The following is a 22,005-nucleotide window of genomic DNA, read 5'->3' as shown; positions in this document are numbered from 1 at the left end:
CCAAATGATCTAACTCCACTTCATCTATTCGGGGTCTGCAACCTTTACCAGCTGTTTGCCCAGATTATCTCCGGAGAAAAGACCGATGAAAGCTTCTGGCGTCCGTTCGAAGCCATCCACAATGTTCTCTTCATATTGAAGTTTACCTTCCTGAATCCACTTGGCCAGCTTGGCGCGGCCTTCCTTGAAAGACTTCGTGTAGTCGCCCAGCAGAAAACCTTTCATCAGCGCCGTGTTCGTTAGCAGCAGCGTTTGTGGACGCATGCCGATATCCGGTTTCTCCAGATTATAAGACGAGATCTGTCCGCACAGCGGAATACGCGCATTCCGATTGATATGACGCAGTACGGCATCCGAAATATCGCCGCCAACATTGTCGAAGTATACGTCGACCCCGTCAGGACAAGCCTTTTCAATCGCTGCCGACATATCTTGCTCCGTCTTATAGTTCAGCACAACGTCGAAACCAAGCTTTTCTCTCAGATAGGTACATTTATCGTCAGAACCTGCGATACCGACCACACGCGCACCAACGATTTTACCGATCTGACCCGCGATCATCCCCACAGCTCCTGCCGCACCAGAGACCACAACGGTCTCTCCATCTTTGGGTTTTCCGATATCCTCCATGCCGAAATACGCGGTCAAACCCGTCAGGCCCAATGCACCGAGATAGGCTGTGATTGGAGCCTCGTCTGAATCAATCAGCGACAGATCCGTTGTATTGACCGCAGCATATTGCTGCCAGCCCCACATCCCTGTCACCAGATCACCTTTGCGTAAATTTGGCTCGGAGGATTCCACAACCTGCCCAATCGCGCCCCCTTTAATAACTTCATTCAGGGCATACGGCGGTGCATAGGATTTCGTATCTTTCATTCGTCCCCGCATGTACGGGTCGACTGACAAATATAATGTACGAACCAGCACTTGCCCGGCTTCCGGTTCAGGTAGCGATGCCTCAACGAATTCAAAATTCTCTTTGGATGGGGTCCCTTCAGGACGGGACGCCAGTACGATTTGTTTGTTTACAGTCATCAAAATAACCTCCTGATTCCCAGTGGCTCCAAGGTCAGTCCTTGTCATCTGCAGTAATACAGGCGCACCACGGGCTCTATGTTGATCTTCATAATAGTTTAAACCGAAACAGGCGGATCACAAACGTGGGCCGCCCGGAAATATACAAATATCGTCACATTGTAGCTCTGAACCATGCTTCGTATCGTTTTTTCAAGTATCCTTAATTAGGAATCTCAGTCACCCGGCCTTATAGCTTTTCTGAACTAAATTTACCACACAGTGAAAATGAATTAGCCAATAGTGAAATGACACCATCTTTTCATTCTGGGCGAATAGCCTTACATCTGTGTGTAGTCCACCCATCTGAATCCCTACCCCATCTTATTGTGCAGTCAGAATAACCGGTCCATCGGCCGTAATGGCAATGGTATGTTCATACTGAGCAGACAGGCTTCCATCCAAAGTACGTGCAGTCCAACCATCCGAATCCAGCTTGCTGCGGAATGTTCCAATGTTTAACATCGGTTCAATCGTGATGACCATACCTTCCTTGAGACGTGGACCGCGATGCGGCGGGCCGTAGTGAGGAACCTGCGGTTCTTCATGCATTTTCTCTCCGATACCGTGTCCAATAAATTCACGAACCACGGACAGTCCTTCTCCTTCAGCATACGTTTGAATAGCATGTGAGATATCTCCGATCCGGTTACCGACAATAGCAAGCTCAATGCCTTTGTAGAGAGAGTTTTTCGTCACGTCTAGCAAATGTTGCGCTTCAGGACTTACATTTCCCACTGCATAAGACCAAGCCGAGTCCGCCAGCCAGCCATCCAAATTCACGACCATGTCGATGGTAACGATATCGCCGTCTTTCAGCGCATATTTTCCCGGAAAGCCGTGACAGATCACGTCATTAACCGACGCGCATGTCGCATAAGGGTACCCGTTGTAGCCCTTTTGCTCCGGTATAGCGCCATTTTTTTTCATAAATGCCTCTGCAAACTGGTCAATTTCCTGTGTTGTGATTCCCGGACGAATCAGTTTTGCAATTTCTCTATGGCACGCAGCCAGAATTTCTCCAGCTTTTCTCATTTGTTCAATCTGTTCTTTCGTCTTTATCGTGATCATGCCAACTACTCCTTGTCCGTTATGATCTTATCCTGTCTTCTATTGTAACGCGAAACGCTCAAAATAAAAAATTCCGATAACTGAACCAACATCCTATTATACGCCAAGCTTTGAATGAATGAGCTTTTTTTTCTCCAAAAACACGAAACCCCTCTTGGGCAAGCTACGTATTAGCATAAAAAAAACTGAACACGAAAGGATGAACGACTCATGTTTAAGAAACTCATAGGCAAACTCATCGACTCCAAGTCCTCATCTCACCATAAACGTTACAGTTCTTCCAACAGACGTTCCTATAAAAAATACAGCAGTTCCTCTGGCAAACGCAGCTACAAGCGCTATTCCTCATCCGATATGAAGTACAGGGATCAGCGCCATGGATCAGGGTATTACAAAAGCAGAAAGTATAGCTCCAGCTAAACGGTACGGAACATACCACATTGTTGTGCACAATAGGTAAGGTCTAGATTTACTCAACTCTGATTGAATTTGGCTCAATTCTGATATGACTCTACGTCGGTCCTGGCTCCACCCTCACTTGAACCTGGCTCTTGACCACCAAATATAAAAAAGGGGTGTTCCATCGATACCGTACATACGGCCTTTGGAACACCCCTGCTTTTTAATTTTATATAAACTTCTACTCCGCTCTTCTGCTTCTACAGCAACGGTCTCAACCGATCCATCTCACGCTGCAACTCTCCTGCCCCGCCCTCATAACCCGGACGAAGCCCAAGAAGCCGTTCCAGCATCTCATGCAGTGCAGGCGTAAGCTGAAGCTCCTCCTGCCAGCTCGCAGGTGCGCTACCCTTCTGAGGCTCATAGGCCGAATACAGCATGAAAAGCAGAAAGTGACCGATATCCTGCAAATCCTGATCAGGTATAGCCGATTCATCCTCAGACTCAGGCACATCTTTCATTCGGCGTTTTAACTCTGGCAACAACGGCTCCCCCAAGCGTCTTGCCAGGCCAAAATCAATTAAATGCACTCGTCCCTCTCGTACAATGACGTTAGGGATTCGGATGTCGCCATGAATGAATCCCTGCTTGTGTACATGAGCTACCGGGGCCAACAGCTGACAAGCGAGTTCCACGCATTCACGCTCTGTATATTGCTGTCCTTCTTCGAAGATCAATTGTTCCAGCGTCTGTCCGCGGACATACTCTGTCACCATATAATTCCGTCTTCGCACGTTAAAAGCATCCAAAAGCTTCGGAATTGCTGGATGATTCAGGTGCTGTAACACATCCGCTTCCCTGCTCAGTAGCCGCGCAGCAAGCCTTCCCTTGCTCGGCTTTGATTCCTTCAACGCGACTTCCCTTCCCGTCTGCTGATCCACGCACAGATAGGTCAGTCCATAACTCCCCATGCCGAGAAGCTCCCGTATCACATAACGATCCCCTATGATTGTTCCTTGTCGTCCAGGGCGATCTGTAAATAATCCGAGTAATCTTTGCCAGCTTCGCTCCAGCTCCACGTTGCCTCCCACGCCAGCTTTCTGGTGTCTGATCGATTTCCCTATCCTGTCCTGAGAAAACGACTGATCAGCGGCTGGACTTCATGTTGTATTGGAGCTAATTATAGCAGGCTGTATATGTGAAATCACGATCCTCCATAATGCAGAACCATTTAAGCTTCTTTATGTTTCTTTGGCATCAAGCCAAACAACATACGGAGTGAAGTGATTTTAGACTTTCGTTTTCGCCCCTGATAGCTGCGCAAATTGGTCACGAGTTCGCGATCCCGTTCTTCCTCCAGTTTTTCGTTCATCCACTGACGTTGCTTCTCCATCTGTTCCTGGAGCGCAAGATGAGTCTCCGCCAGATGCTGGAGTGTCAGCTCCAGTTCATCCACCCGGTGCTGTAACACCTGCACGCGATCGTCCTCTTCCGGCTTGGGTTCAACCGCACCGTAGGTAACCTCACTTACAAGCTGGCCGAGTCCTTCATAAGATCTCAATTGACCGTACTGATCCACTTCCAGCGGCGGTAATGGATTAGATCCGGATAAGACCGTACTGGCTACAGCACACTCCTGTTCCGTTTGCTCACGAATGGCTTGGACAGAATGCTGTTCTGTTTTCCCTTCTGCTGGGGATAGTACCGTGACCACTGCATCAGCCAGCGGCAGGTTATGCTCTCTAAGCTCAGTCATCAGACGTTCGATGCACTCGATATCATCGGATTTGAACAATCTGGATTTATTCGCAGAACGTTCGAAACGATATCCCTGCTCCTCGAGTGCTGCTGCATATTTACGAAGAGTACTGGCACCTATACCCAGGCTCTTGGCCGTTTCCGTCGTTGCTCCTACTTCTTCAATCATCATGAATTCCCTCCCGGTATGAAGTTTTTGGGCTTGCAAAATAACGACTTTAGCGTTCCTGCAACGAACTGTCATCGGTTCGGGTGACCTTTCTCTTGCACAACAATGGACGATGCACATGATACCTGAACAACCCTAAAACAACCTTCCTCATGTAACCCGCCAGTGCTTTTCTCTTGCATGTCGGTAAGTATTCGTCAGTCTGCTTGCAGAACCCTTTGACGGTTTAGTTCTGTTTCTGGGGATTCGTAAGAACTTTTGTCAGGTCTATATTTCGCAAAAAAACCTCTTCATCCGACAAGCTACAGGAATGCTGTCATGTCGAAAACGGGATATGCAAATGCCGTCTAAATTTCGGAGTGCATCAAATTGATGTCAATTTTGTTAACTCCACTACTCCAATACGCTCCCGCGACAGAGGGAATCATTGCTGTATAGCTTTTCCATGTGTTATCTTATGTAACGTAGAATTGAATTTCAGCATAAAATAAAGCACTATACTTAACATAACAATAATCAAGTAACGGATAAATCCAATGTAAACGGAGGCTGAAGGCAGTGTTAGGCAAATCAGGAAAAGTGGCGGTCATCGGGGCGGGTCTTGTGGGTTCAAGTTGTGCATATTCGATGATCAATCAATCGATATGCAGGGAGATTATGATGGTCGATCGGACGTATGACCGTGCGGTAGCACAGGCACTCGATTTTTCCCATTGCATGGACTTTACACACAACCGAACGAAAGTATACGCAGGAACGTATGCCGATTGCGGCAGTATGGATGTCATCATTTTGACCGCTGGAGCCAATCCAAAGCCTGGACAGACAAGACTGGATGTTCTGGAGGAAGCAGAATCCATTGCCAAAGATATCGTGGTTCCGATCATGAACAGTGGTTTTAACGGTATCTTTGTTGTCGCAGCCAACCCCGTGGACATTGTTACGTATATGGTATGGAAATTGTCCGGTTTGCCGCGTGGGCGTGTCATCGGGACGGGAACTTCGATCGACTCTTCACGGCTCAAAACACTTCTCTCCGAGGTATTCTCCATCGACCCGCGCAGCGTACACGGCTATGCACTCGGTGAGCATGGCGAGTCCCAATTTGTGGCTTGGTCCCATGTTACCATTGGCGGCAAGCCTATTCTGCACATTTTGGATCAACACAAGGAACGCTTCAAACATCTGGATCTGGACGATATCGCCAAAAAAACGAAAGATGCCGGCTGGGAAATTTTCACCCGTAAAGGTTCAACCCAGTTTGGCATCGGGAATGCACTTGCCCATATTACTCGCTCCATCCTGAATGACGAGCATAAAATCATTGCCGTATCCGCGATTCTCGATGGCGAATATGGACAGCGGAATGTATGTGCAGGAGTCCCTGCAATCATCGGAGAGGGCGGCATTCAAGAGATTATCGAATTAAATCTCGATCAAGCCGAGGTTGAGAAATTCGAGCGTTCCTGTGAAATTTTGTCCGGTAATATTAACCGCCTGACCATCGCCTAAGCCTCCGTAAATTCGGAGTAGCAACTAGTCTGATCAGCGAGCTTGCTACTAAATAAAATACAAAAAAAACAACCTTCATTTCACCACACTGTGGAAATGAAGGTTGTTCTGCTACACTTATCTTTTTAATCCGTTGGGCTTCACTCCAATAATCTACACATGCATCTCCACTTAACTAGGCCCAATTAACGGCTCATCAGATGGTCCCCATTGCTGGAGGACCCGCTTCAGTTCACTTAGCATCACAGGCTTGCTGATAAAGTCCCTCATGCCGATCTCCAGACAGGCCTCTTTATCTTCCCGTCTGGAATTACCCGTTACGGCAATAATCGGGGGAATTCGGTCCTCAGGAATTAACCGATGTAACAGATTCGTGGCTTTCAGACCGTCCATCACAGGCATATGAATATCCATCAGTACAATATCATAGGCATTCTGCGAGATGGCATCAATCGCTTCTACACCGTTCGTGCACACATCAGCCTCATAACCCAGTTTCTCCAGATATTCCTGGAGAATCTTCCGATTAACCGGATGATCTTCTGCGACGAGAATACGCATAGCCACCTTGTCACTTTGACGTGTACGGTCATGCCTGAACTCGCTTGCTGACTTTTCACCTGATGCTTCAACTCGTGTCGTCGGAATGGCAAACCGGAAAACGGAGCCTTCTCCTTCGGTACTCTCCACACTGATGCTTCCACCCATAATCTCGACAAGTCTCTTGGAGATCACCAGCCCGAGTCCTGTACCGCCATATTTGCGGTTAATGACTGGATGTAGTTGAGAGAACGACTGGAACAACTGATCCTGCTTGTCCGCAGGAATACCAATCCCCGTATCTTGCACAGCAAAATCCAGTACACTATCCTCAGGTTTGCTTCCTTTGATAATATCGACGGTAACATCGATGCTTCCCTGATCTGTGAACTTCAGCGCATTGCCAACAAGGTTGACCAGAATCTGCCGGATTCGCATCGAATCCCCTGCCATATAGTCAGGGATACTCGGATTCAGACGGAAGCGAATATCCAGATGTTTCTCGTCCGCCCGTGGCTTGAACAGCTCCGCAACCTGCTCCAGCATCTTGCGTAGCGAGAACGGCTCGTAGGCCAGGGCCATTTTACCAGACTCCAGCTTACTGAAGTCCAGAATGTCATTCAGGATGTTCAGCAGTGCATCGCCGCTCTCTTGAATGATCTGTGCATACTCTCGCTGCTCCTCTGACAAGTCTGTACCCACCAATAGCTCGGTCATTCCTACAATGCCGTTCATCGGTGTCCGGATTTCGTGACTGACGAGGGACAGGAACTCGGACTTGGCTTGTGCGGCCAGCTCAGCCGTTTCCTTGGCGCGAACAATTTCACGTTCACCGGTAACGTCATTAAAGACAACTACCGCACCACGAATCTGGCCCTCGTCAATAATCGGAGTTACCTGATACTGTACGAGAAAACTACTGCCGTCTTTTCTCCAGAACACGTCCTCCGTCACTGAACGCGCATGCCCATCGAGCACCGTCATATGAATCGGACATTCCTCTTTTGGAAAATAACTTCCGTCTGCACGGGTGTGATGGATAATCGGGTGTGAACTTTTACCAATGAATTCATGAGCTTCATAACCAAACATGGACGCCGCCGCCGGATTCATGAACATCGTAATGCCATCCGCATCGAGACCGTAGATTCCTTCGGTAACGGTATTGAGAATCAACTCATGTTGCTTGCTTAGCTCCTGAATACGCTCCGTGTATTCCTTGCGCTCCGTTATATCGGATACTATACCGTAAGCACCCACCATTTCCTTATCTACAATAATAGGCACATTCGTTACTGAAACTTCGATCTTTCGGCCACTGGAACTCACAACACGAGTCTCATAGTATTGGGCTTGCCCCTGCTTCACAAGCTCAAAACAGGCTTCTCCTTTGTGTATTTCTCTTTTATCCAGATTTGACAGAAAGGACTGTCCGATGAGTTTGCCACGTGGAATATCAAGCATCTGCACCATATTGCTGTTCACGGCACTATAATTCCCTTCCAGATCAAGTGAGTATACCGCAGCTGGATTATATTCAAACAATGACTTGTACCGCTCACGGCTTTCGCGAAGACGTCTGTCGGCATCCTCTTGCTGGGTAATATCCCTGCTAATGCTCACAATTTGCGTTATTTTGCCATGTTCCCCGGTCACGGGCTTCGCCAATGTTTCCATCCAGATGTAATGCCCATCTTTGTGTAACACTCTCATCTTGCATCCATTACCAATATTAGAAATGAGCAAAGGGTCCGGATAATCTCCCGGGTAACAGTAGGACTTAAATGATTTCCCTGTGACTTCCTCCGGCTCATAACCAAGCAGTGCACGAACAGATGGAGAGACATACAAGAGTTCACCATCAATGGCACAGGTTGTAATCAGATCTTGCGCATGTTCGGCCAATACCTGATACTTCTCTTGAGTCTGTTGCAGTTCCTGTTCGATGATGACCTTGTCCGTGACATCCTTGGCAATGCCATAGATGCCGACGACATCATCACCTTCTGTAATCGGTATATAGGTCACCTGTGCATGTTTCACAGAACCATCTTTATGATAAAAAGCCATCGCTTCGCTGACTGAACGTCCAGCCAGAACATCTTCGATGAATTGTACTCTTCTCTTTTCACTCTCAGGCGGGCTGATGCGATCCCGACTCACCCCTGCAAGCTCTTCAATCTTGTAGCCGGATAACCGTTCAAACGAAGGATTAGCATCGATGTGATTCCCTTCAATGTCCATCACATAGATGGCATCCGGGTGGTTAAAAAACAATGATCGGTAAGAGCTACCCTCAGAAATAATTCGTTTCAGGGTTTCCGTTTTATTATGATCCAAAGGCCTACCCCTCTTTTCTCAGCCAAAATCTTCTTTCTTCATCACATTACGTATGCGCCATTTTCGGCTGTAACAGTCTTACCCTCGAATAACCATGTTCGCCTGACTAGAAACAGCTTTTTTTATTTTACCAGATTCTCGTCTTATTTTGCTTATCAAATAGGATGAAATTCACATCATTAGGCATGAAAAAGATGGGATTTGACCTTTATCAAATAATATAAAAAAACTGAGACTGTCTGCATACCAAATCACTTGGATGCGAAGCCTCAGGAAAGGTTCATTTGTTATTCTCATCGTACTTATACTTTATACTTCTTTCTTCGAAAAATAAATCATGCCCATCGCCATAAATAGCGCGGCACTCCCCCCAACTACGGCTATAAGTGTGCCGAGCGGAACATTGAACGCACCGAACCCCGATCCCTCAATGGGAAGCATCAGAATCATCGGCTGTGCCCATGGATAATATGGCCCAAACGTTGCCGAGTTTGCAACCAGAATATTAGGTATCGTTAGAGCAAAGTTCAAGGCAAGCGGCGCGGCGAAACTGCTCCAGACCAGAGACACAAACATCTGTAATGCCGCCAGCGGTATACATGCCAGAAGTCCAAGCAACATTTTGCTGACAAGGAATCCCCAAGGTACTGGTGAGGCCATCCCGTGGATTAACCCTGTCAATACGATACTCCCGAATAGAAGCAACTGTGTAACCGCCAGGAGCAGTAATACCATCGTGAATTTGCCCAAATACACACCGGTACGTGTAAGTGGTAATACCAAGAGCTGTTTCCATCCACCTCCCGCATGTTCGAAACGACATACAAATGAGGTGAACACCCCTGTCAGCATCGGTAACAAAAGCATACCGTGAATCATCACCATGGCTGACATCAATGCAATCCAATCACCCGATGGGGAAGATAGCAGACCGATGAGCAGTGCGATCAACGGGCTGATTAGAACCAAAAGCGAGATTGGCGATTTGGCCATCTTCAAACGTTCCGCTGATAAGATACGAAAATAAGTTGTAGCAAAATTCATATCAGGCCACATCCTTCCGGCTGAAGTGCATCATGCCTATCAGCAGAATGATAATCCCTAAACCTGCACCCATCCCTGCGTACAGATACGCGTTAGGAGCACTCCACGCCATCTGCGCCCAAGCCAGTGGAAATTGTGGAGAGATCATAAGTGAGAACATGCCGGTGATGGCAAGAATAATGCCGAAGGTAACCGGTAGTGCCTGATTTTTGGATACCAGCGTAAACCATAATTCAATGGACAATACAGGGAGTGCACCAGCCAGCGGCATAAGTCCAAGCTTCAATGCCTGTGCCCACGGTATTTCTTTGGCATCGAAACCAAGCACAAGCCCCAGTCCAACAACCCCCGCCGTTAACAACAAACATGAGATCATTAGTAGCACACACGCCAGCAGAAACTTTGCAAGATAAACGACTGGCCTTTGAATTGGCATCGCCAAAAGTTGCTTCCACGACCCCTGCTCATGCTCTATTCCGGCGATCATCGAACTCAGAATGGTCGCGCCCAGCATTAAAGCGAGCGGAACAAAAACAACTACGTTACCGAGCAGACCTCCCCACAAATTATCGGCATACTGCTCTTTCAGATAATCCAGACGTAATCCGAAATTCAGGGCCTGCATGGCCGTTAACCCGATTGGGGCCAGAAACACCAGAAACCAGATGCCTTTGCCACGAATTTTAAGCCAGTCGGCTGATAATGCACGTCCTGTCATAGGGAAGCCCCCTCGCCAATGACACGCATGAAGAGATCCTCCAAAGACTGTCTCTGTTCTTCGACCCGGTATACATCATGATCCTGTTCAATCAGTCGGCGTACCAGCAGTGCAACTGCGCTGTTATCCATGTAGGGGAAGGTTAGCTCGGCACCCTGTCTCTGACCAAATTGCCCCTGCTCACGAGCAAGCTTCATGGCCGCCTCCGGTTCGGACACCGTGAGCCTGATTGAGCTGCCTGTCTGACTGTGGAGACTCGCCATCGTATCCTGCATGACCATTTTGCCATCGCGTATAATGCCTACGCGACTCGCCATCTGCTCCACTTCACTGAGCAAGTGGCTGGATACAAGAACGGTGATGCCATGCTCCAGCGGCATTCGTTTGATGAGTTCTCGAATCTCCTGAATCCCCGCCGGGTCAAGTCCGTTCGTTGGCTCATCCAAAATAAGCAGTTCCGGTTCGCCGAGTAGCGCGCTGGCAATGCCCAAACGCTGTTTCATCCCGAGTGAATACCCTTTTACATTTCGTTTAGCATCTTTCGTCAGATCAACAATAGATAACACTTCCGCAATTCTTGACTTGGGTACGTTGATAATACGGCGCAACACCTCAAGATTCTCTACCGCGTTCAGATGACCGTAATACGAGGGGTATTCCACCAAGGAACCTACGCGACGTAAAATGTCCATACGGTCCTTCCGAATATCTTTGTCGAACACCCGGATGACCCCTTTGGTCGGTTTAATCAATCCGAGAAGCATACGGATCGTTGTTGTTTTGCCGGCACCGTTAGGGCCAAGGAAGCCGTAGATATCTCCCTTTTTAATATGAAGGTCAAGTTCACGGACAGCCGCACGGTCCTTGTATGTTTTCCATAAATTCGCTGTTTGAATAATATTTTCGCTCATTCATCATCACCTCGGAACTATCGTAACCCTCCGAGGTTAAAGCAAGCGTACGTCCAAGTTTAAGTTTAGTTTAAAAAAGAAACCTCTGCTGCCTGCGTTCAAATTTCCGGATTACTCTCTCTGCCGCTATATAGATAGGTGCGGACACCCATATCCGAGCTATCTACCCGCTTCCGCAAGCCCATCTCACGAATCAGCAAATCGACAATGGACAAGCCAAGTCCTGTGCCCTTCGTACCTGAATCCGGCTGAATCCCCGGCCCGTGATCCTCAATTACTACGGCAGTTCGGCCCTGAATCTGCTCCGTAAAAATGCGAATATACTTTCCGCTTCCTGCATGACGAACGACGTTTTGGAACAGATTGTCCAGCACACGTCGTATCCCTTGCGCGTCTACATCCCAGATTAACGGAGTTTCAGGCAGGTCGATGTCGATCTCAAACTCTTCCTTCTCCCACACCGGATACCATGAGGCAGCAGCTTCTCTTATCATACGCAGTACATCTTTCTGCTCCAGCTTTAGAGTATATCTTCCACTAGTCAGCAGATTATACGTGAGCAAATTGTCGATCAGTTCACCAAGATCCTGCATCTTGCCTTCCATCCGGCTCAGTGCCCGCAAGCCTTTATCACTTAGGTTTTCTTTATTCAGTGCATGCATATGCCCTCGAATTACCGTAAGCGGTGTTCTCAGGTCATGTGATAACCCTGCCACAAGCCGTTTGCGAAGTTGCTCCTCTTCCCGCTCACGCTGAAGGCTATCCGTTAACCGATGTACCATCTGGTTAAAGGATTCCTCCAAATGTCCAATCTCATCCGATCTCGTAATGTCCACTGGAAGAGGTATACCCTCCTTGGTCGGGGTAACCATAGCAGATTGCAAGTGAATCAGTCGTTTGCGAATTTTGGCGAAGAATAGAACGGACATCACAATAAAGATGACAAACACAATCAGCATCACTGCTCCGAAATAGATGAACTCGACTACCCCGTTATTAGTAATGTTTTGAATGAGTTCACGTGGGACTTCAATCACCATAAACCCTTGTCCCTTATTCACATTACCTCCACCAATAAAAGAAACCACGGTTAAAGGATCGCGATAGAAGGCTTCCTTCATAAACTGAACCGTATCATTGGATGTCCATCTTGCCGGGATTCGGGTTTCTGCTTTTTCTCCAGTTGCGAGCGACCACTTCAGAATGACATCTGTATTGAAAGACTCCGGCTCTCCTTCGGAGGCGTCTGAAGGATTCAATGACTTAGATTTCAGCACCTTCGCCTCTTCACCACCAAGCACTAACATCGTTCTGCCCGTTGCATTTACACGATACATAGCTGATTTAGGATATCTCTCCTGCAGTTCTTTCATCCGTTTATCCACCATTTGATCAGACGCCCCATCCAGCTTCTTGGATTCGCTCGTCCACAGTTTGGTGATTTGATCAGCATCACCGTAAGGTGCTTCTTCACTAGAGCTTACGTTATTGATGACCACAATAAATACCGTTGCTACCACCGGTACTACAACAGGTACAAACAGAAAAGCTGCCAGGATCAGTAGCATGTATCTGGACATCAGTGATCGGCCAAACTTTATTTTGGGGCGGATAGGCTGATCCGTGCTTCTGCCTCTGTTCTGTTCAAACTTTCCGGCCTTCCGTTCTCTAATCCATTTGATCATGGCTTCTTCACGCGGTAGCCAACACCGCGTACTGTCTGAATAATGACAGGATTGGCCGGATCAAGCTCCAGCTTCTCGCGCAGATGCCGGATGTGCACCATCAACGTTTTGTCCCCATCCAGATAAGACTCATTCCAAACCGCCTCATAGATCTGTTCTTTGGTGCGTATCATGCCCATGTGCCGAAGCAAATAAGCGAAGATATGAAACTGTTTGCCTGATAAAATAATCTCTTCCCCCGTCTGCTCATTCACGATCCGGTTATCCTGCTCATAGATCGACAGATGATCCAGCTTAAGTACCGCTTCACTTGAAGCTACCGCTCCTGCCTTCCGCAGTTGAACCTCGATTCGCGCTGCAAGCTCGTCCGGATGAAACGGTTTGGTCACGTAATCATCGGCAAAATCAAGCCCATGCAGCTTGTCATCAATGGATGTTCTGGCCGAGAGCATAACGATAGGCACAGCAGGATATTCTTTTTTTAATCGCTGGCCTACCGTGAATCCGTCGAGCCCTGGCAACATAACATCCAGAATGACTAGAGAGCAGTCTGCCACAGCCTCGGTGGCTCCTTCACCACTCCCAAGCCAGACGACCTCATATCCGCGTTCCTCCAGATCTTCTCTCACCCATGTTGCAATTTCCGTATCGTCCTCAATGTATAACAGTTTGTTTTTCATCTATGTACTCGTTTCCTTTCCGTTCCCTTTGGGTTAATGATATATCTGGGCGGCATTGCTTATCTGTATGATCTTGGCTTTAAATTTTGAATGGGGCAAGCCTCCCCGCGAGTTTAAATACAAGCCTGGTTGCACAAGCTACAATGTCCGTTGACTGGGCTTCAGTACATTCCATGTCACTCGTTTAGAACCGGCCCTCTCTTTTCATACCCTCATTATAACGCAATCTGCAGTCACGTAATATGAAGCTATATCATTCAGCAATGATGTCTACATACCACATGTATTACTGTACTTCTGTTCTACTAGCATATTTTATCTAATCTAAATGAATTGGTTTCTGCTTACTTCATTTCTATCTGACAGGAGGAATTACATATGTTGCTTGAAGCCATCTTTCACCAGCCGAAACGAAACTGGGCCTATGCCTATGATCAGGATACGATTCGTCTACGTCTACGTGCCAAAAAAAATGATCTCACCGAGGTGTATGCCCTGACTGGAGATAAATACGCGTGGGAGGAAACAAGAGATATGGTTCCTCTGACCAAATTGACGTCAGACTCGATGTTTGACTACTACGAGGGGGAAGTGAAACCTCCGTATCATCGATTGAAGTATGCTTTTCTGCTCAAAAGTGGAGATGAACAGATCTGGATGACCGAGACGGATTTCCAAGAGGAGGAGCCGGATGATCCTGGCCGCATGTTCCAGTTCCCTTATCTTCATGCCGGATCCGTGTTTACGCCCCCAGCATGGGTGAAAGATGCTGTGTTTTATCAGATTTTCCCCGAGCGCTTTGCCAATGGAAACCCGGATATCAATCCCAAAGAGGTTGAACCTTGGGGCGGGGAACCTACACCCTTTAATTTCTTTGGCGGTGACCTGCAGGGGGTAATCGATCACCTCGATTATCTCAGTGAACTGGGTATTAACGCGATTTATTTCACTCCGATTTTTGAAGCTACAACCAATCATAAATACGATACCGAGGACTATCTGCGCGTCGACCGCCATTTCGGTGATGCTGACACGGTGAAGCATCTGGTGAAGCTATGTCATGAACGGGGGATTCGTGTACTGCTGGATGCCGTGTTTAATCATTCAGGCAAAACATTTGCTCCTTTTGTTGATGTACAAAAACATGGCGCCAAATCCAAATACAAGGACTGGTTTCACGTACATGAATTCCCGCTGGACGTAAAGGATGGTATTCCAACCTATGAGACATTTGGCTTTGAACCTCACATGCCCAAGTTAAATACAGAGAATCCCGATGTGAAGGCCTACTTGCTCGAAGTAGCAGAATATTGGATCAAGGAAGTTGGCACGGACGGCTGGCGTCTTGATGTAGCCGATGAAGTGGACAATGCTTTCTGGAGAGATTTCAGGCGGGTTGTTAAAGCAGCCAACCCGGATGCCTACATTTTGGGTGAGATATGGAACGAATCTTCTTCCTGGCTACAAGGGGACCAGTTCGATGCCGCCATGAACTATCCGTTCACCGCCGCCGTAAATCATTTCTTCGTGGAAGATAAGATGCACGCTGCACAATTCGCAAGTGCCCTTGGCCGGCAGTTATCCCGCTATCCACTTCAAGCGAGCGAGGTGGCATTCAACTTACTCGACAGTCATGATACTCCGCGCCTGCTTACCTTGTGTGAGGGCGATCAACGCAAGATGAAGCTGGCTGCCTTGTTCCAGTTCAGTTACATGGGAGCGCCATGTATCTATTACGGTGACGAAATTGGGCTCGACGGTGAACATGATCCGGGATGCCGCAAATGCATGGAGTGGGACGAAGCGAAGCAGGACCGGGAGCTACTTCACTTTTATCAAAAGCTGATTGCGCTGCGCCATGCTCATCCTGCACTGCGTGCAGCAGGAACCATTCGTTTCCTGCAAGCCCAGGAAGGCGGCAGCCAGCTTGTGATGGAGCGGCAAAGTGACGAGGAACGCATCCTCATTCTGTTCAACCGTTCTGAGGAAACGGCCATCGTTGAACTGGACGCAGGGGAGCAACCTTGGACGGAGCTGTTTGAGGGCAACCATCGCACCGCTTTGGAAGACGGTGTGCTTGCCATTGAACTGCCTGCATACGGATATGCCGTGATGCGCACAGAAGTAAAATAGATGCCCTTTTGAAACAACAATAAATGTCTGCCTTCTCCAATACAGATTGGCTGATCGCTATCTTGGCTGGTTTAGGCACAATGAACAAACAAGCGTCTCGCATAACCTGAGCAAACCAGGTTCGCGGACGCTTGTTTGTTATGAAGTAATAACGACTAACATGCTCTAATTACTACTTGCTAATTGCTAATCGGAACCTGGTTGTGTGCTCCTTAGCTATTTGGCCCCATCCTGTAAATGATCCAATTGCTACTCTGCCTCTGAGCCTGTTTGTGATGTTTCGGATGTCTCATCCGGCAACCGCTTGGCCTTCGGTTTCGCCAGCTTCTCCATCATCTTGCGGCCTGTAGGTGTCTGGGCGAGCCCGCCTTGCGCTGTCTCGCGGTGACGGCTTGGCATCGCGCTGCCTACCTCCAACATCACGTCGATGACTTCGTCAGACGGAATGGCACTGCGTACACCAGCGAGTGCCATATCTGCGGCAGCCAGTGCAGTAACGGCACCGAGTCCGTTGCGCACGATGCATGGAATCTCTACAAGGCCAGCAACCGGATCGCAGATGAGGCCCAGTGTATTTTTCAAAGCCAATCCTACAGCATGCACCACCTGCTCCGGCGTCCCTCCGCGAAGCTCCACCATCGCACCGGCAGCCATGCCAATCGCTGAACCTACTTCCGCCTGACAACCGCCCTCGGCCCCTGAAATAAATGAATTGTTGGCGATCACGTATCCAATAGCACCAGCGCAGAACAATCCATTCACCAGATGTTCATCCGTCCAGCCAAATCGTTCCTGCGAGCTGATAAACACGCCCGGAATGATGCCACAAGAGCCCGCCGTTGGGGTAGCCACGATACGTCCCATAGAAGCATTCACTTCCGATACACATAGCGCATAGGCCATGGCAAGGGCAGAAGCATCACCTGAGCACGTTTCGCCTTGGCGAATATATTCGGCCATCTTTTTCCCATCCCCACCCGTCAGTCCGCTACGTGAGGTGGTATCTTCTGTAAGTCCTTTACGAACGGCTTCTTTCATCACCTGGTAGTAATCCGACATCTGCTTTACCACGTCTGTTTCCGGTGTATTTGTCTCCTGCACCTGCTCTTCAATCATCAACTGTGCAATGGTTTTGGACTCCGCAGTGCAGATGGCGTTCAATTCATGTAGATGTTTAAACCGCATCCGGATCAACCCCTCTCTTCAGATCAATCACACGTATGTCCAGCATATGGTCCAATGAACGCAGCTTGCTCAGCGTGTCTTCACTCGGCGGTGCATCCATCTCCATTGCTGTTAGTGCCTCACCATCACGAGCCTTTCGATCCACTTGCATATAGCCGATATTCACTCCGGATGAGCTAATGGTTGAGGTCACGGATGCCAGCACTCCCGCTTTATCGGCATGACGCAAAACAAGTGTCGGAAACTCTCCACTGATCTGTACGCGAAAATCGTTTAACGCATGCACAGATACACTGCCGCCACCGATGGAAGCACCTATTAAAGAGCATGCCCGTTCACCGTGCCACAATTCAATCTTGACCGTGTTCGGATGGGGAGCTGGCAGACCGCTGGTGTAAAATTCAACCTCCATGCCTGCTTCATCTGCATACTGCTCTGCATCCGGTATACGCGGATCATCTGTAACGTAACCGAGCAAGCCGCCGATTAGTGCCAGATCTGTTCCATGTCCCTGATAGGTATCCGCAAATGAGCCATATAATGTAAGTCTCGCACGTTCCGGCGTACATCCCAGCCACTGACGCGCAATTCTCCCCAATCTTGCCGCACCGGCTGTATGTGAACTGGATGGTCCCGTCATCGACGGACCAATAATTGAAAAAACATCTTTAAATCGCACCTTGTAACCCTCCAATTGGTTTTGTCATCGCCATGCGGACAAGACCGCCATAATGTTCCTGATTTACTGATTGATGACATTAAAAAAGGACAGAAGAAGGCCGTTAGCCCTCTCTCTGTCCTTGATACCTGAGAGTTTCATGATTCTAGCGCCAGGGAAGAACAAGGCCGAGTACACGCAAGCACTCACCTGTTCAGCAATCTGACAATCATATACCCCTTGGGTGGCGCTTCTTCCGCGCACTCTCCAGAGCTGCGTCCAACGACGGTACTTTTACCTGAGAGATTAACGGTTATGCCGGGTGCATAACTGCTTGCTCCTTCGGTGCCTAAGCCATCTGTACAGTACAGTTCCGCATCTAAAATGGCATCTATCATGCTTACTTGTACTGTATTGCATCATCATCCTGCTCAGGTCTCTCCCGCTCGTTATCATTCGCTATATTCTGTTCTTTCATGAATGAAAGTTCACCATTCTGCCATGCATTCAATCATATACAGCGTAATATGCCATACTCTATATGTCAATAAAAGTGACGTAATCTCAGGGTACATCATTTTCTATATACGATATGCTCATTTCATTCATATGGTTCAAAGCTTGTTCAATCTTTTTCTACCAGCCAACATTATTTCGCTGGCTTCGGTATTTGCAGCTCATTTACCCACATCTGTAGTTGCTCTTCTGTCCAAAAATCATTTTCGCCCATGACCGAATAACGAAGACCGTCCTCACTCCACGACAAGTTCCGAATCATAGACATGTATGAACCCTCTGTATCACGAATGTTAACTTTCTTTTCCTCTGGAAGCAGCTTTTCATCACCGTTTTCCTCTAGTGCTTTGAATACGGTCATGCTGATTTCTGGTTTGTTATCCTTCACATAATACAACGTTACTTCATCCCGGCCGTTTTCACCCATAGACGAAATGAGCTCAATTCTCGACAAGTTCATATCTTTTCCTACATATTGTAGAAAGGGCTGGCCCACGGACTTCTCTGCCTCTTCCAGTGTGATTTCTTGGTTATTCATCACGTCATTCATTTTTTTCACTTCAACATCTGCAGGAATATCCAGCGTAAACGTCTGGTCTGTGAACTCAGGATTGTAATTGATCCGGTCATATAGAAACTCTGATTTGGTATCCCCATGCGTACTGGTGGCTTTAACAACCATCCACTCTTTGGGGTTTATCCAATACTCCGAAGACATGGACAGTGAATCCTCATCCTTCGGCGTTAATTCAATATGAATGACCTCCTGGTCTTGAAGCTTTTCCTGACCCAGCATCTTCACATTATGGTTGTCACGCATACGTTCCAGTTGATCCACCAGCATCTGCTTCTGGGTCTGGTTGGGTTCCTGCTGGAGCGCTGATGAATCCATCGCAAAAGCGGTCTTCGCCTCTTCTTCATAGATCAGTATCTCTGAACCGTTATGAACCGCATAACTCACGTTTCCATTTTCATCTGTCTCGATCCGCTTTTTCCCTGTTTTTCCGTCAACCCATTCCTTCACGTGTATGGTGTTCGTAACCTCACTATCTGTCCACATCTTCACCGTACCTTCGGCATAGTATGACCCCGGCTCAGACTCGGCAGTAATAATTTTTTCAATCATGTCATCGCCTGACATTCCGAGTAGCTCCTTTTCTGCACAGCCTGCCAATAGTGAACCTGCGATCAAGATCGACCCTATCCATTTCCATCCATTTTTAATCATAAATCATCATCCTTTCTTGATTATATCCTGCGATTCATCCGGGTTTCTTCGTTCCGGCAATAAGCAAACAGCTGCAGTCCCATATTGTTTAGAGGACCACATGCGTATATCCCCTCCGTGCTTTAATGCGATTCTCTTTGATATGCTCAATCCTAATCCAGAGCCTCCTGCATAACCGCCTGTCTGCTCTTGGTGATATTGAACGTACGGCTCAAAAATACGCTCCAGTTGTTCTGGCGGAATAGGAGAACCTTCATTTTGTACAACAATCAGTGTTGCTCCGATTCTGTACGTATCCAATTCTGCCCTCAGTGATGGATCGATCCATCCCGGCAGTTCTGTTGCGGAGTCAATTACAGCAAGCCCGATTCTACCTTGGGGAGGAGTATAACGAAGCGCGTTATGCACTAGATTATCAGTCAGACGCATCAGCGATTCAGGATGAATTCGATAGCAATGATTGGTCCGTACAGACATCTTCATGTCATACTCATCACGTTCCGAAAGACCTCCGTAACTGCCAAGCAGCATCTCAAAAAACTCTTCTCCTTCTACCTCAACCATAGCAAACTCTGAATCTCTGGAACCCAATGCTGTGTACATCTCCAACTCACCAATCATCTTTTTCATACGTTCAACATTTCTGGCGATAACATCTCTATACTCTTGTCTCTCTAATTGTCTAGAATGTTCCTCCATACTAAGTGCTTCCGCATAAGCACTGATGGCCATGAGAGGTGTCTTCAGGTCGTGTGAAAGAGAAGCTACAATCATCTCTTTTTCTTTTTGCTGCCTCTCCACTTCCTCCTGGGTCTGGCTAATGGTTTGTTGCATCGCATCAAACTGCTGTAACAACATACCCATCTCATCACTGCGACCATTGACCCGTATCTCATCCGGTTTTTCTCCGCGGGCAAATCCATGCATCCTGTTTATCAAAACTTTCATAGGGAAGAAAAGCTTGCGGAATAACAACCACAACACCGTTCCATACAAGAGGACAAAAAATGCCACTGATCCACCGATAACCCATGTCGTTCGAAGCGATATTCCTTCAAGCCGATCCTCACGCAACATCGTTATTTCATAAATCCCTACCAGCTCCCCTTGATCCCAAACTGGTTTTTTCAATGAAAATGTGCGGTGTCGAATCTGAAGATGATACAGATTTCGATATAATTCAGAACTTCTCACCGTATATCCACCTGTTGACCAAGTATCCCCGCCAGAAGTGTAGACTCGAATCCCAGAAGGTAGATAAAGATTGAAACTTAGCTGTTCGCTGGCAAGCGCAGGGAGGGTTTGATCACGCTTAAGAGAATTCAACTGATACAGCGTTGGATCATTTAAGACCTTCTCTATGGGTGCAAGGCGTCCTGTCAATTCCACATACTCCGCTACTGCACGGTGATTTTCATAATAGTTATATAAGGAAAATAAAGCCCACCCTACCGCTACAGGCAAAAACATCACGATCAGGAACGCAATCATCAGCCAATATTTCAGCTTCATTCAACCCGTTCTCCAATAAAGCGGTATCCACTGCCCCATACGGTTTGAATCCAGCGCGGCTGGTGCGGCGCATCTCCCAGCTTGGCCCGCAAACTTTTCACGTGCACAGTAACTGTAGCGGCGGAGCTTCCTTCTGCCGATTGACCCCACACATGTTCGTAAATCTCTGTTTTCGTAAAGGCTCGGTGGGGGTGCGAAGTCAGCAGCATTAGCAATGCTCCTTCTTTAGCTGTGCACTGCACCTCTGTACCATGCAGTTTCACCTGCTGATTCAATGGGTGAATCGTTAACCCATCGTTGTATTGCTGAACCGATGCATTGGACTGACCACCTTGATATCTACGATATCTGTTCAGGTGGGCTTTGATTCGAGCCGTAAGCTCCGCCAAACTAAAAGGTTTGGTGATATAATCATCTGCGCCCAAGCCGAGTCCTTCTAGTTTGCTTTCTTCCTGGGTCCGGGCACTCATGATCAATACCGGAACATCGCTGATCAGCCTGACATGTTTGCATACTGTAAATCCGTCCATCTCCGGCAACATTAGGTCAAGCAGGACAAGGTGATATAATCCGTTCTTGAAATCTTCCCAGCTCTCCAGTCCACTTGATGCCCAAGTCACTGCATACCCTTCACGACGTAGATGGTCTATTAAGATCCGGGCAATTTCTGGATCGTCCTCTACTAACAGTATGTTATCCTTGTCTGCCATTGCGCTTTCATCCTCCCATGGACTAAAGTGTAGCGAAAAATACATGTGATACTTCAAAGTTTATAGTTTCTTTAGATTTACAGATCGCATATATGCCAATCTCTAAACCTGATTTACAACAAAAAGAGCCCCCTGAACTTCAGGACGCTCCGTCTCATA

General features: G+C 47.7%; 18 protein-coding genes and 2 riboswitches. Of the genes, 3 read left to right on the top strand and 15 right to left on the bottom strand.

The window, feature by feature from the left end; genetic code table 11:
- Positions 1-24: 24 nt before the first annotated feature.
- Together Q9R46_RS20865 and map are read right to left on the bottom strand one after the other, a co-directional pair.
- Positions 25-1,038 (bottom strand): NADP-dependent oxidoreductase, encoded by a 1,014-nt coding sequence (locus tag Q9R46_RS20865; RefSeq protein ID WP_311281617.1) that lies wholly within the window; start codon positions 1,036-1,038, stop codon positions 25-27.
- Between the two features lie 363 nt (positions 1,039-1,401).
- On the bottom strand, positions 1,402-2,148 hold the full coding sequence (map, locus tag Q9R46_RS20860) for a type I methionyl aminopeptidase (RefSeq protein WP_311281616.1): 747 nt from the start codon (positions 2,146-2,148) through the stop codon (positions 1,402-1,404).
- 210 nt (positions 2,149-2,358) lie between these two features.
- Between map and Q9R46_RS20855 the strand changes: the two genes are divergently transcribed.
- Positions 2,359-2,568, top strand: a complete 210-nt coding sequence (locus Q9R46_RS20855) for a hypothetical protein (RefSeq protein ID WP_145334016.1) — start codon at positions 2,359-2,361, stop codon at positions 2,566-2,568.
- A 239-nt stretch (positions 2,569-2,807) separates the two neighbouring features.
- Here the strand turns inward: Q9R46_RS20855 and Q9R46_RS20850 are convergent, their stop codons facing one another.
- Entirely contained in the window at positions 2,808-3,626 is an 819-nt protein-coding gene (locus Q9R46_RS20850) for a serine/threonine protein kinase (RefSeq protein ID WP_311281615.1), read from the bottom strand.
- A gap of 152 nt (positions 3,627-3,778) precedes the next feature.
- Positions 3,779-4,477 carry a hypothetical protein gene (locus Q9R46_RS20845; protein WP_186331799.1) on the bottom strand — a complete coding sequence of 233 codons (699 nt, stop codon included), beginning with the start codon at positions 4,475-4,477 and terminating at the stop codon, positions 3,779-3,781.
- A 555-nt stretch (positions 4,478-5,032) separates the two neighbouring features.
- Here Q9R46_RS20845 and Q9R46_RS20840 point away from each other — a divergent pair.
- Positions 5,033-5,986, top strand: coding sequence for an L-lactate dehydrogenase (locus Q9R46_RS20840; RefSeq protein ID WP_311281614.1), 954 nt, complete (start codon positions 5,033-5,035; stop codon positions 5,984-5,986).
- Between the two features lie 171 nt (positions 5,987-6,157).
- Here the strand turns inward: Q9R46_RS20840 and Q9R46_RS20835 are convergent, their stop codons facing one another.
- From Q9R46_RS20835 to Q9R46_RS20810, 6 genes are all read right to left on the bottom strand, one after another.
- Positions 6,158-8,866, bottom strand: coding sequence for a PAS domain-containing hybrid sensor histidine kinase/response regulator (locus Q9R46_RS20835; protein ID WP_311281613.1), 2,709 nt, complete (start codon positions 8,864-8,866; stop codon positions 6,158-6,160).
- Between the two features lie 309 nt (positions 8,867-9,175).
- Positions 9,176-9,910 (bottom strand): ABC transporter permease, encoded by a 735-nt coding sequence (locus tag Q9R46_RS20830; protein ID WP_311281612.1) that lies wholly within the window; start codon positions 9,908-9,910, stop codon positions 9,176-9,178.
- Position 9,911: 1 nt separating this feature from the next.
- On the bottom strand, positions 9,912-10,628 hold the full coding sequence (locus Q9R46_RS20825) for an ABC transporter permease (RefSeq protein ID WP_311281611.1): 717 nt from the start codon (positions 10,626-10,628) through the stop codon (positions 9,912-9,914).
- Positions 10,625-11,539: an ABC transporter ATP-binding protein gene (locus tag Q9R46_RS20820; protein WP_090918727.1), complete on the bottom strand. Its 915-nt coding sequence runs from the start codon at positions 11,537-11,539 to the stop codon at positions 10,625-10,627. The genes Q9R46_RS20825 and Q9R46_RS20820 overlap by 4 nt, the downstream gene beginning before the upstream one ends.
- Before the next feature lie 98 nt (positions 11,540-11,637).
- Positions 11,638-13,224: a HAMP domain-containing sensor histidine kinase gene (locus Q9R46_RS20815; RefSeq protein WP_311281610.1), complete on the bottom strand. Its 1,587-nt coding sequence runs from the start codon at positions 13,222-13,224 to the stop codon at positions 11,638-11,640.
- Positions 13,221-13,904 (bottom strand): response regulator transcription factor, encoded by a 684-nt coding sequence (locus tag Q9R46_RS20810; protein WP_311281609.1) that lies wholly within the window; start codon positions 13,902-13,904, stop codon positions 13,221-13,223. The genes Q9R46_RS20815 and Q9R46_RS20810 overlap by 4 nt, the downstream gene beginning before the upstream one ends.
- A 378-nt stretch (positions 13,905-14,282) precedes the next feature.
- Here Q9R46_RS20810 and Q9R46_RS20805 point away from each other — a divergent pair, with 378 nt between their 5' ends.
- Complete coding sequence (locus Q9R46_RS20805; RefSeq protein ID WP_311281608.1) at positions 14,283-16,037, top strand: alpha-glycosidase; 1,755 nt, start codon at positions 14,283-14,285, stop codon at positions 16,035-16,037.
- A gap of 249 nt (positions 16,038-16,286) precedes the next feature.
- Here Q9R46_RS20805 and sdaAA read toward each other — a convergent pair whose 3' ends face one another.
- From sdaAA to Q9R46_RS20780, 5 genes are all read right to left on the bottom strand, one after another.
- Positions 16,287-17,222 carry an L-serine ammonia-lyase, iron-sulfur-dependent, subunit alpha gene (gene sdaAA / locus Q9R46_RS20800; protein WP_311281607.1) on the bottom strand — a complete coding sequence of 312 codons (936 nt, stop codon included), beginning with the start codon at positions 17,220-17,222 and terminating at the stop codon, positions 16,287-16,289.
- Positions 17,212-17,901, bottom strand: a complete 690-nt coding sequence (gene sdaAB / locus Q9R46_RS20795; RefSeq protein ID WP_145414396.1) for an L-serine ammonia-lyase, iron-sulfur-dependent subunit beta — start codon at positions 17,899-17,901, stop codon at positions 17,212-17,214. The genes sdaAA and sdaAB overlap by 11 nt, the downstream gene beginning before the upstream one ends.
- Before the next feature lie 113 nt (positions 17,902-18,014).
- A riboswitch (glycine riboswitch) is annotated at positions 18,015-18,153 on the bottom strand.
- Positions 18,154-18,157: 4 nt separating this feature from the next.
- A riboswitch (glycine riboswitch) is annotated at positions 18,158-18,335 on the bottom strand.
- A 194-nt stretch (positions 18,336-18,529) separates the two neighbouring features.
- Positions 18,530-19,624, bottom strand: a complete 1,095-nt coding sequence (locus Q9R46_RS20790; RefSeq protein WP_311281606.1) for a LolA family protein — start codon at positions 19,622-19,624, stop codon at positions 18,530-18,532.
- 6 nt (positions 19,625-19,630) lie between these two features.
- Positions 19,631-21,136, bottom strand: coding sequence for a HAMP domain-containing sensor histidine kinase (locus tag Q9R46_RS20785; RefSeq protein ID WP_311281605.1), 1,506 nt, complete (start codon positions 21,134-21,136; stop codon positions 19,631-19,633).
- Positions 21,133-21,846 (bottom strand): response regulator transcription factor, encoded by a 714-nt coding sequence (locus Q9R46_RS20780; RefSeq protein WP_311281604.1) that lies wholly within the window; start codon positions 21,844-21,846, stop codon positions 21,133-21,135. The genes Q9R46_RS20785 and Q9R46_RS20780 overlap by 4 nt, the downstream gene beginning before the upstream one ends.
- Between the last annotated feature and the right edge of the window lie 159 nt (positions 21,847-22,005).

It is taken from the genome of Paenibacillus sp. RRE4 (genome assembly GCF_031844205.1).
Classification (GTDB): domain Bacteria; phylum Bacillota; class Bacilli; order Paenibacillales; family Paenibacillaceae; genus Paenibacillus; species Paenibacillus xylanexedens_B.
Note: the sequence above shows the minus strand (reverse complement) of the source record. Positions and strands in the feature narration are given on the sequence as shown.

Coding starts and splice junctions, on each gene's coding strand:
- Q9R46_RS20865 (WP_311281617.1), bottom strand. CDS start 1,038: ATGACTGTAAACAAACAAATCGTACTGGCGTCCCGTCCTGAAGGGACC.
- map (WP_311281616.1), bottom strand. CDS start 2,148: ATGATCACGATAAAGACGAAAGAACAGATTGAACAAATGAGAAAAGCT.
- Q9R46_RS20855 (WP_145334016.1), top strand. CDS start 2,359: ATGTTTAAGAAACTCATAGGCAAACTCATCGACTCCAAGTCCTCATCT.
- Q9R46_RS20845 (WP_186331799.1), bottom strand. CDS start 4,477: ATGATGATTGAAGAAGTAGGAGCAACGACGGAAACGGCCAAGAGCCTG.
- Q9R46_RS20830 (WP_311281612.1), bottom strand. CDS start 9,910: ATGAATTTTGCTACAACTTATTTTCGTATCTTATCAGCGGAACGTTTG.
- Q9R46_RS20825 (WP_311281611.1), bottom strand. CDS start 10,628: ATGACAGGACGTGCATTATCAGCCGACTGGCTTAAAATTCGTGGCAAA.
- Q9R46_RS20820 (WP_090918727.1), bottom strand. CDS start 11,539: ATGAGCGAAAATATTATTCAAACAGCGAATTTATGGAAAACATACAAG.
- Q9R46_RS20815 (WP_311281610.1), bottom strand. CDS start 13,224: ATGATCAAATGGATTAGAGAACGGAAGGCCGGAAAGTTTGAACAGAAC.
- Q9R46_RS20810 (WP_311281609.1), bottom strand. CDS start 13,904: ATGAAAAACAAACTGTTATACATTGAGGACGATACGGAAATTGCAACA.
- Q9R46_RS20805 (WP_311281608.1), top strand. CDS start 14,283: ATGTTGCTTGAAGCCATCTTTCACCAGCCGAAACGAAACTGGGCCTAT.
- sdaAA (WP_311281607.1), bottom strand. CDS start 17,222: ATGCGGTTTAAACATCTACATGAATTGAACGCCATCTGCACTGCGGAG.
- Q9R46_RS20790 (WP_311281606.1), bottom strand. CDS start 19,624: ATGATTAAAAATGGATGGAAATGGATAGGGTCGATCTTGATCGCAGGT.
- Q9R46_RS20785 (WP_311281605.1), bottom strand. CDS start 21,136: ATGAAGCTGAAATATTGGCTGATGATTGCGTTCCTGATCGTGATGTTT.
- Q9R46_RS20780 (WP_311281604.1), bottom strand. CDS start 21,846: ATGGCAGACAAGGATAACATACTGTTAGTAGAGGACGATCCAGAAATT.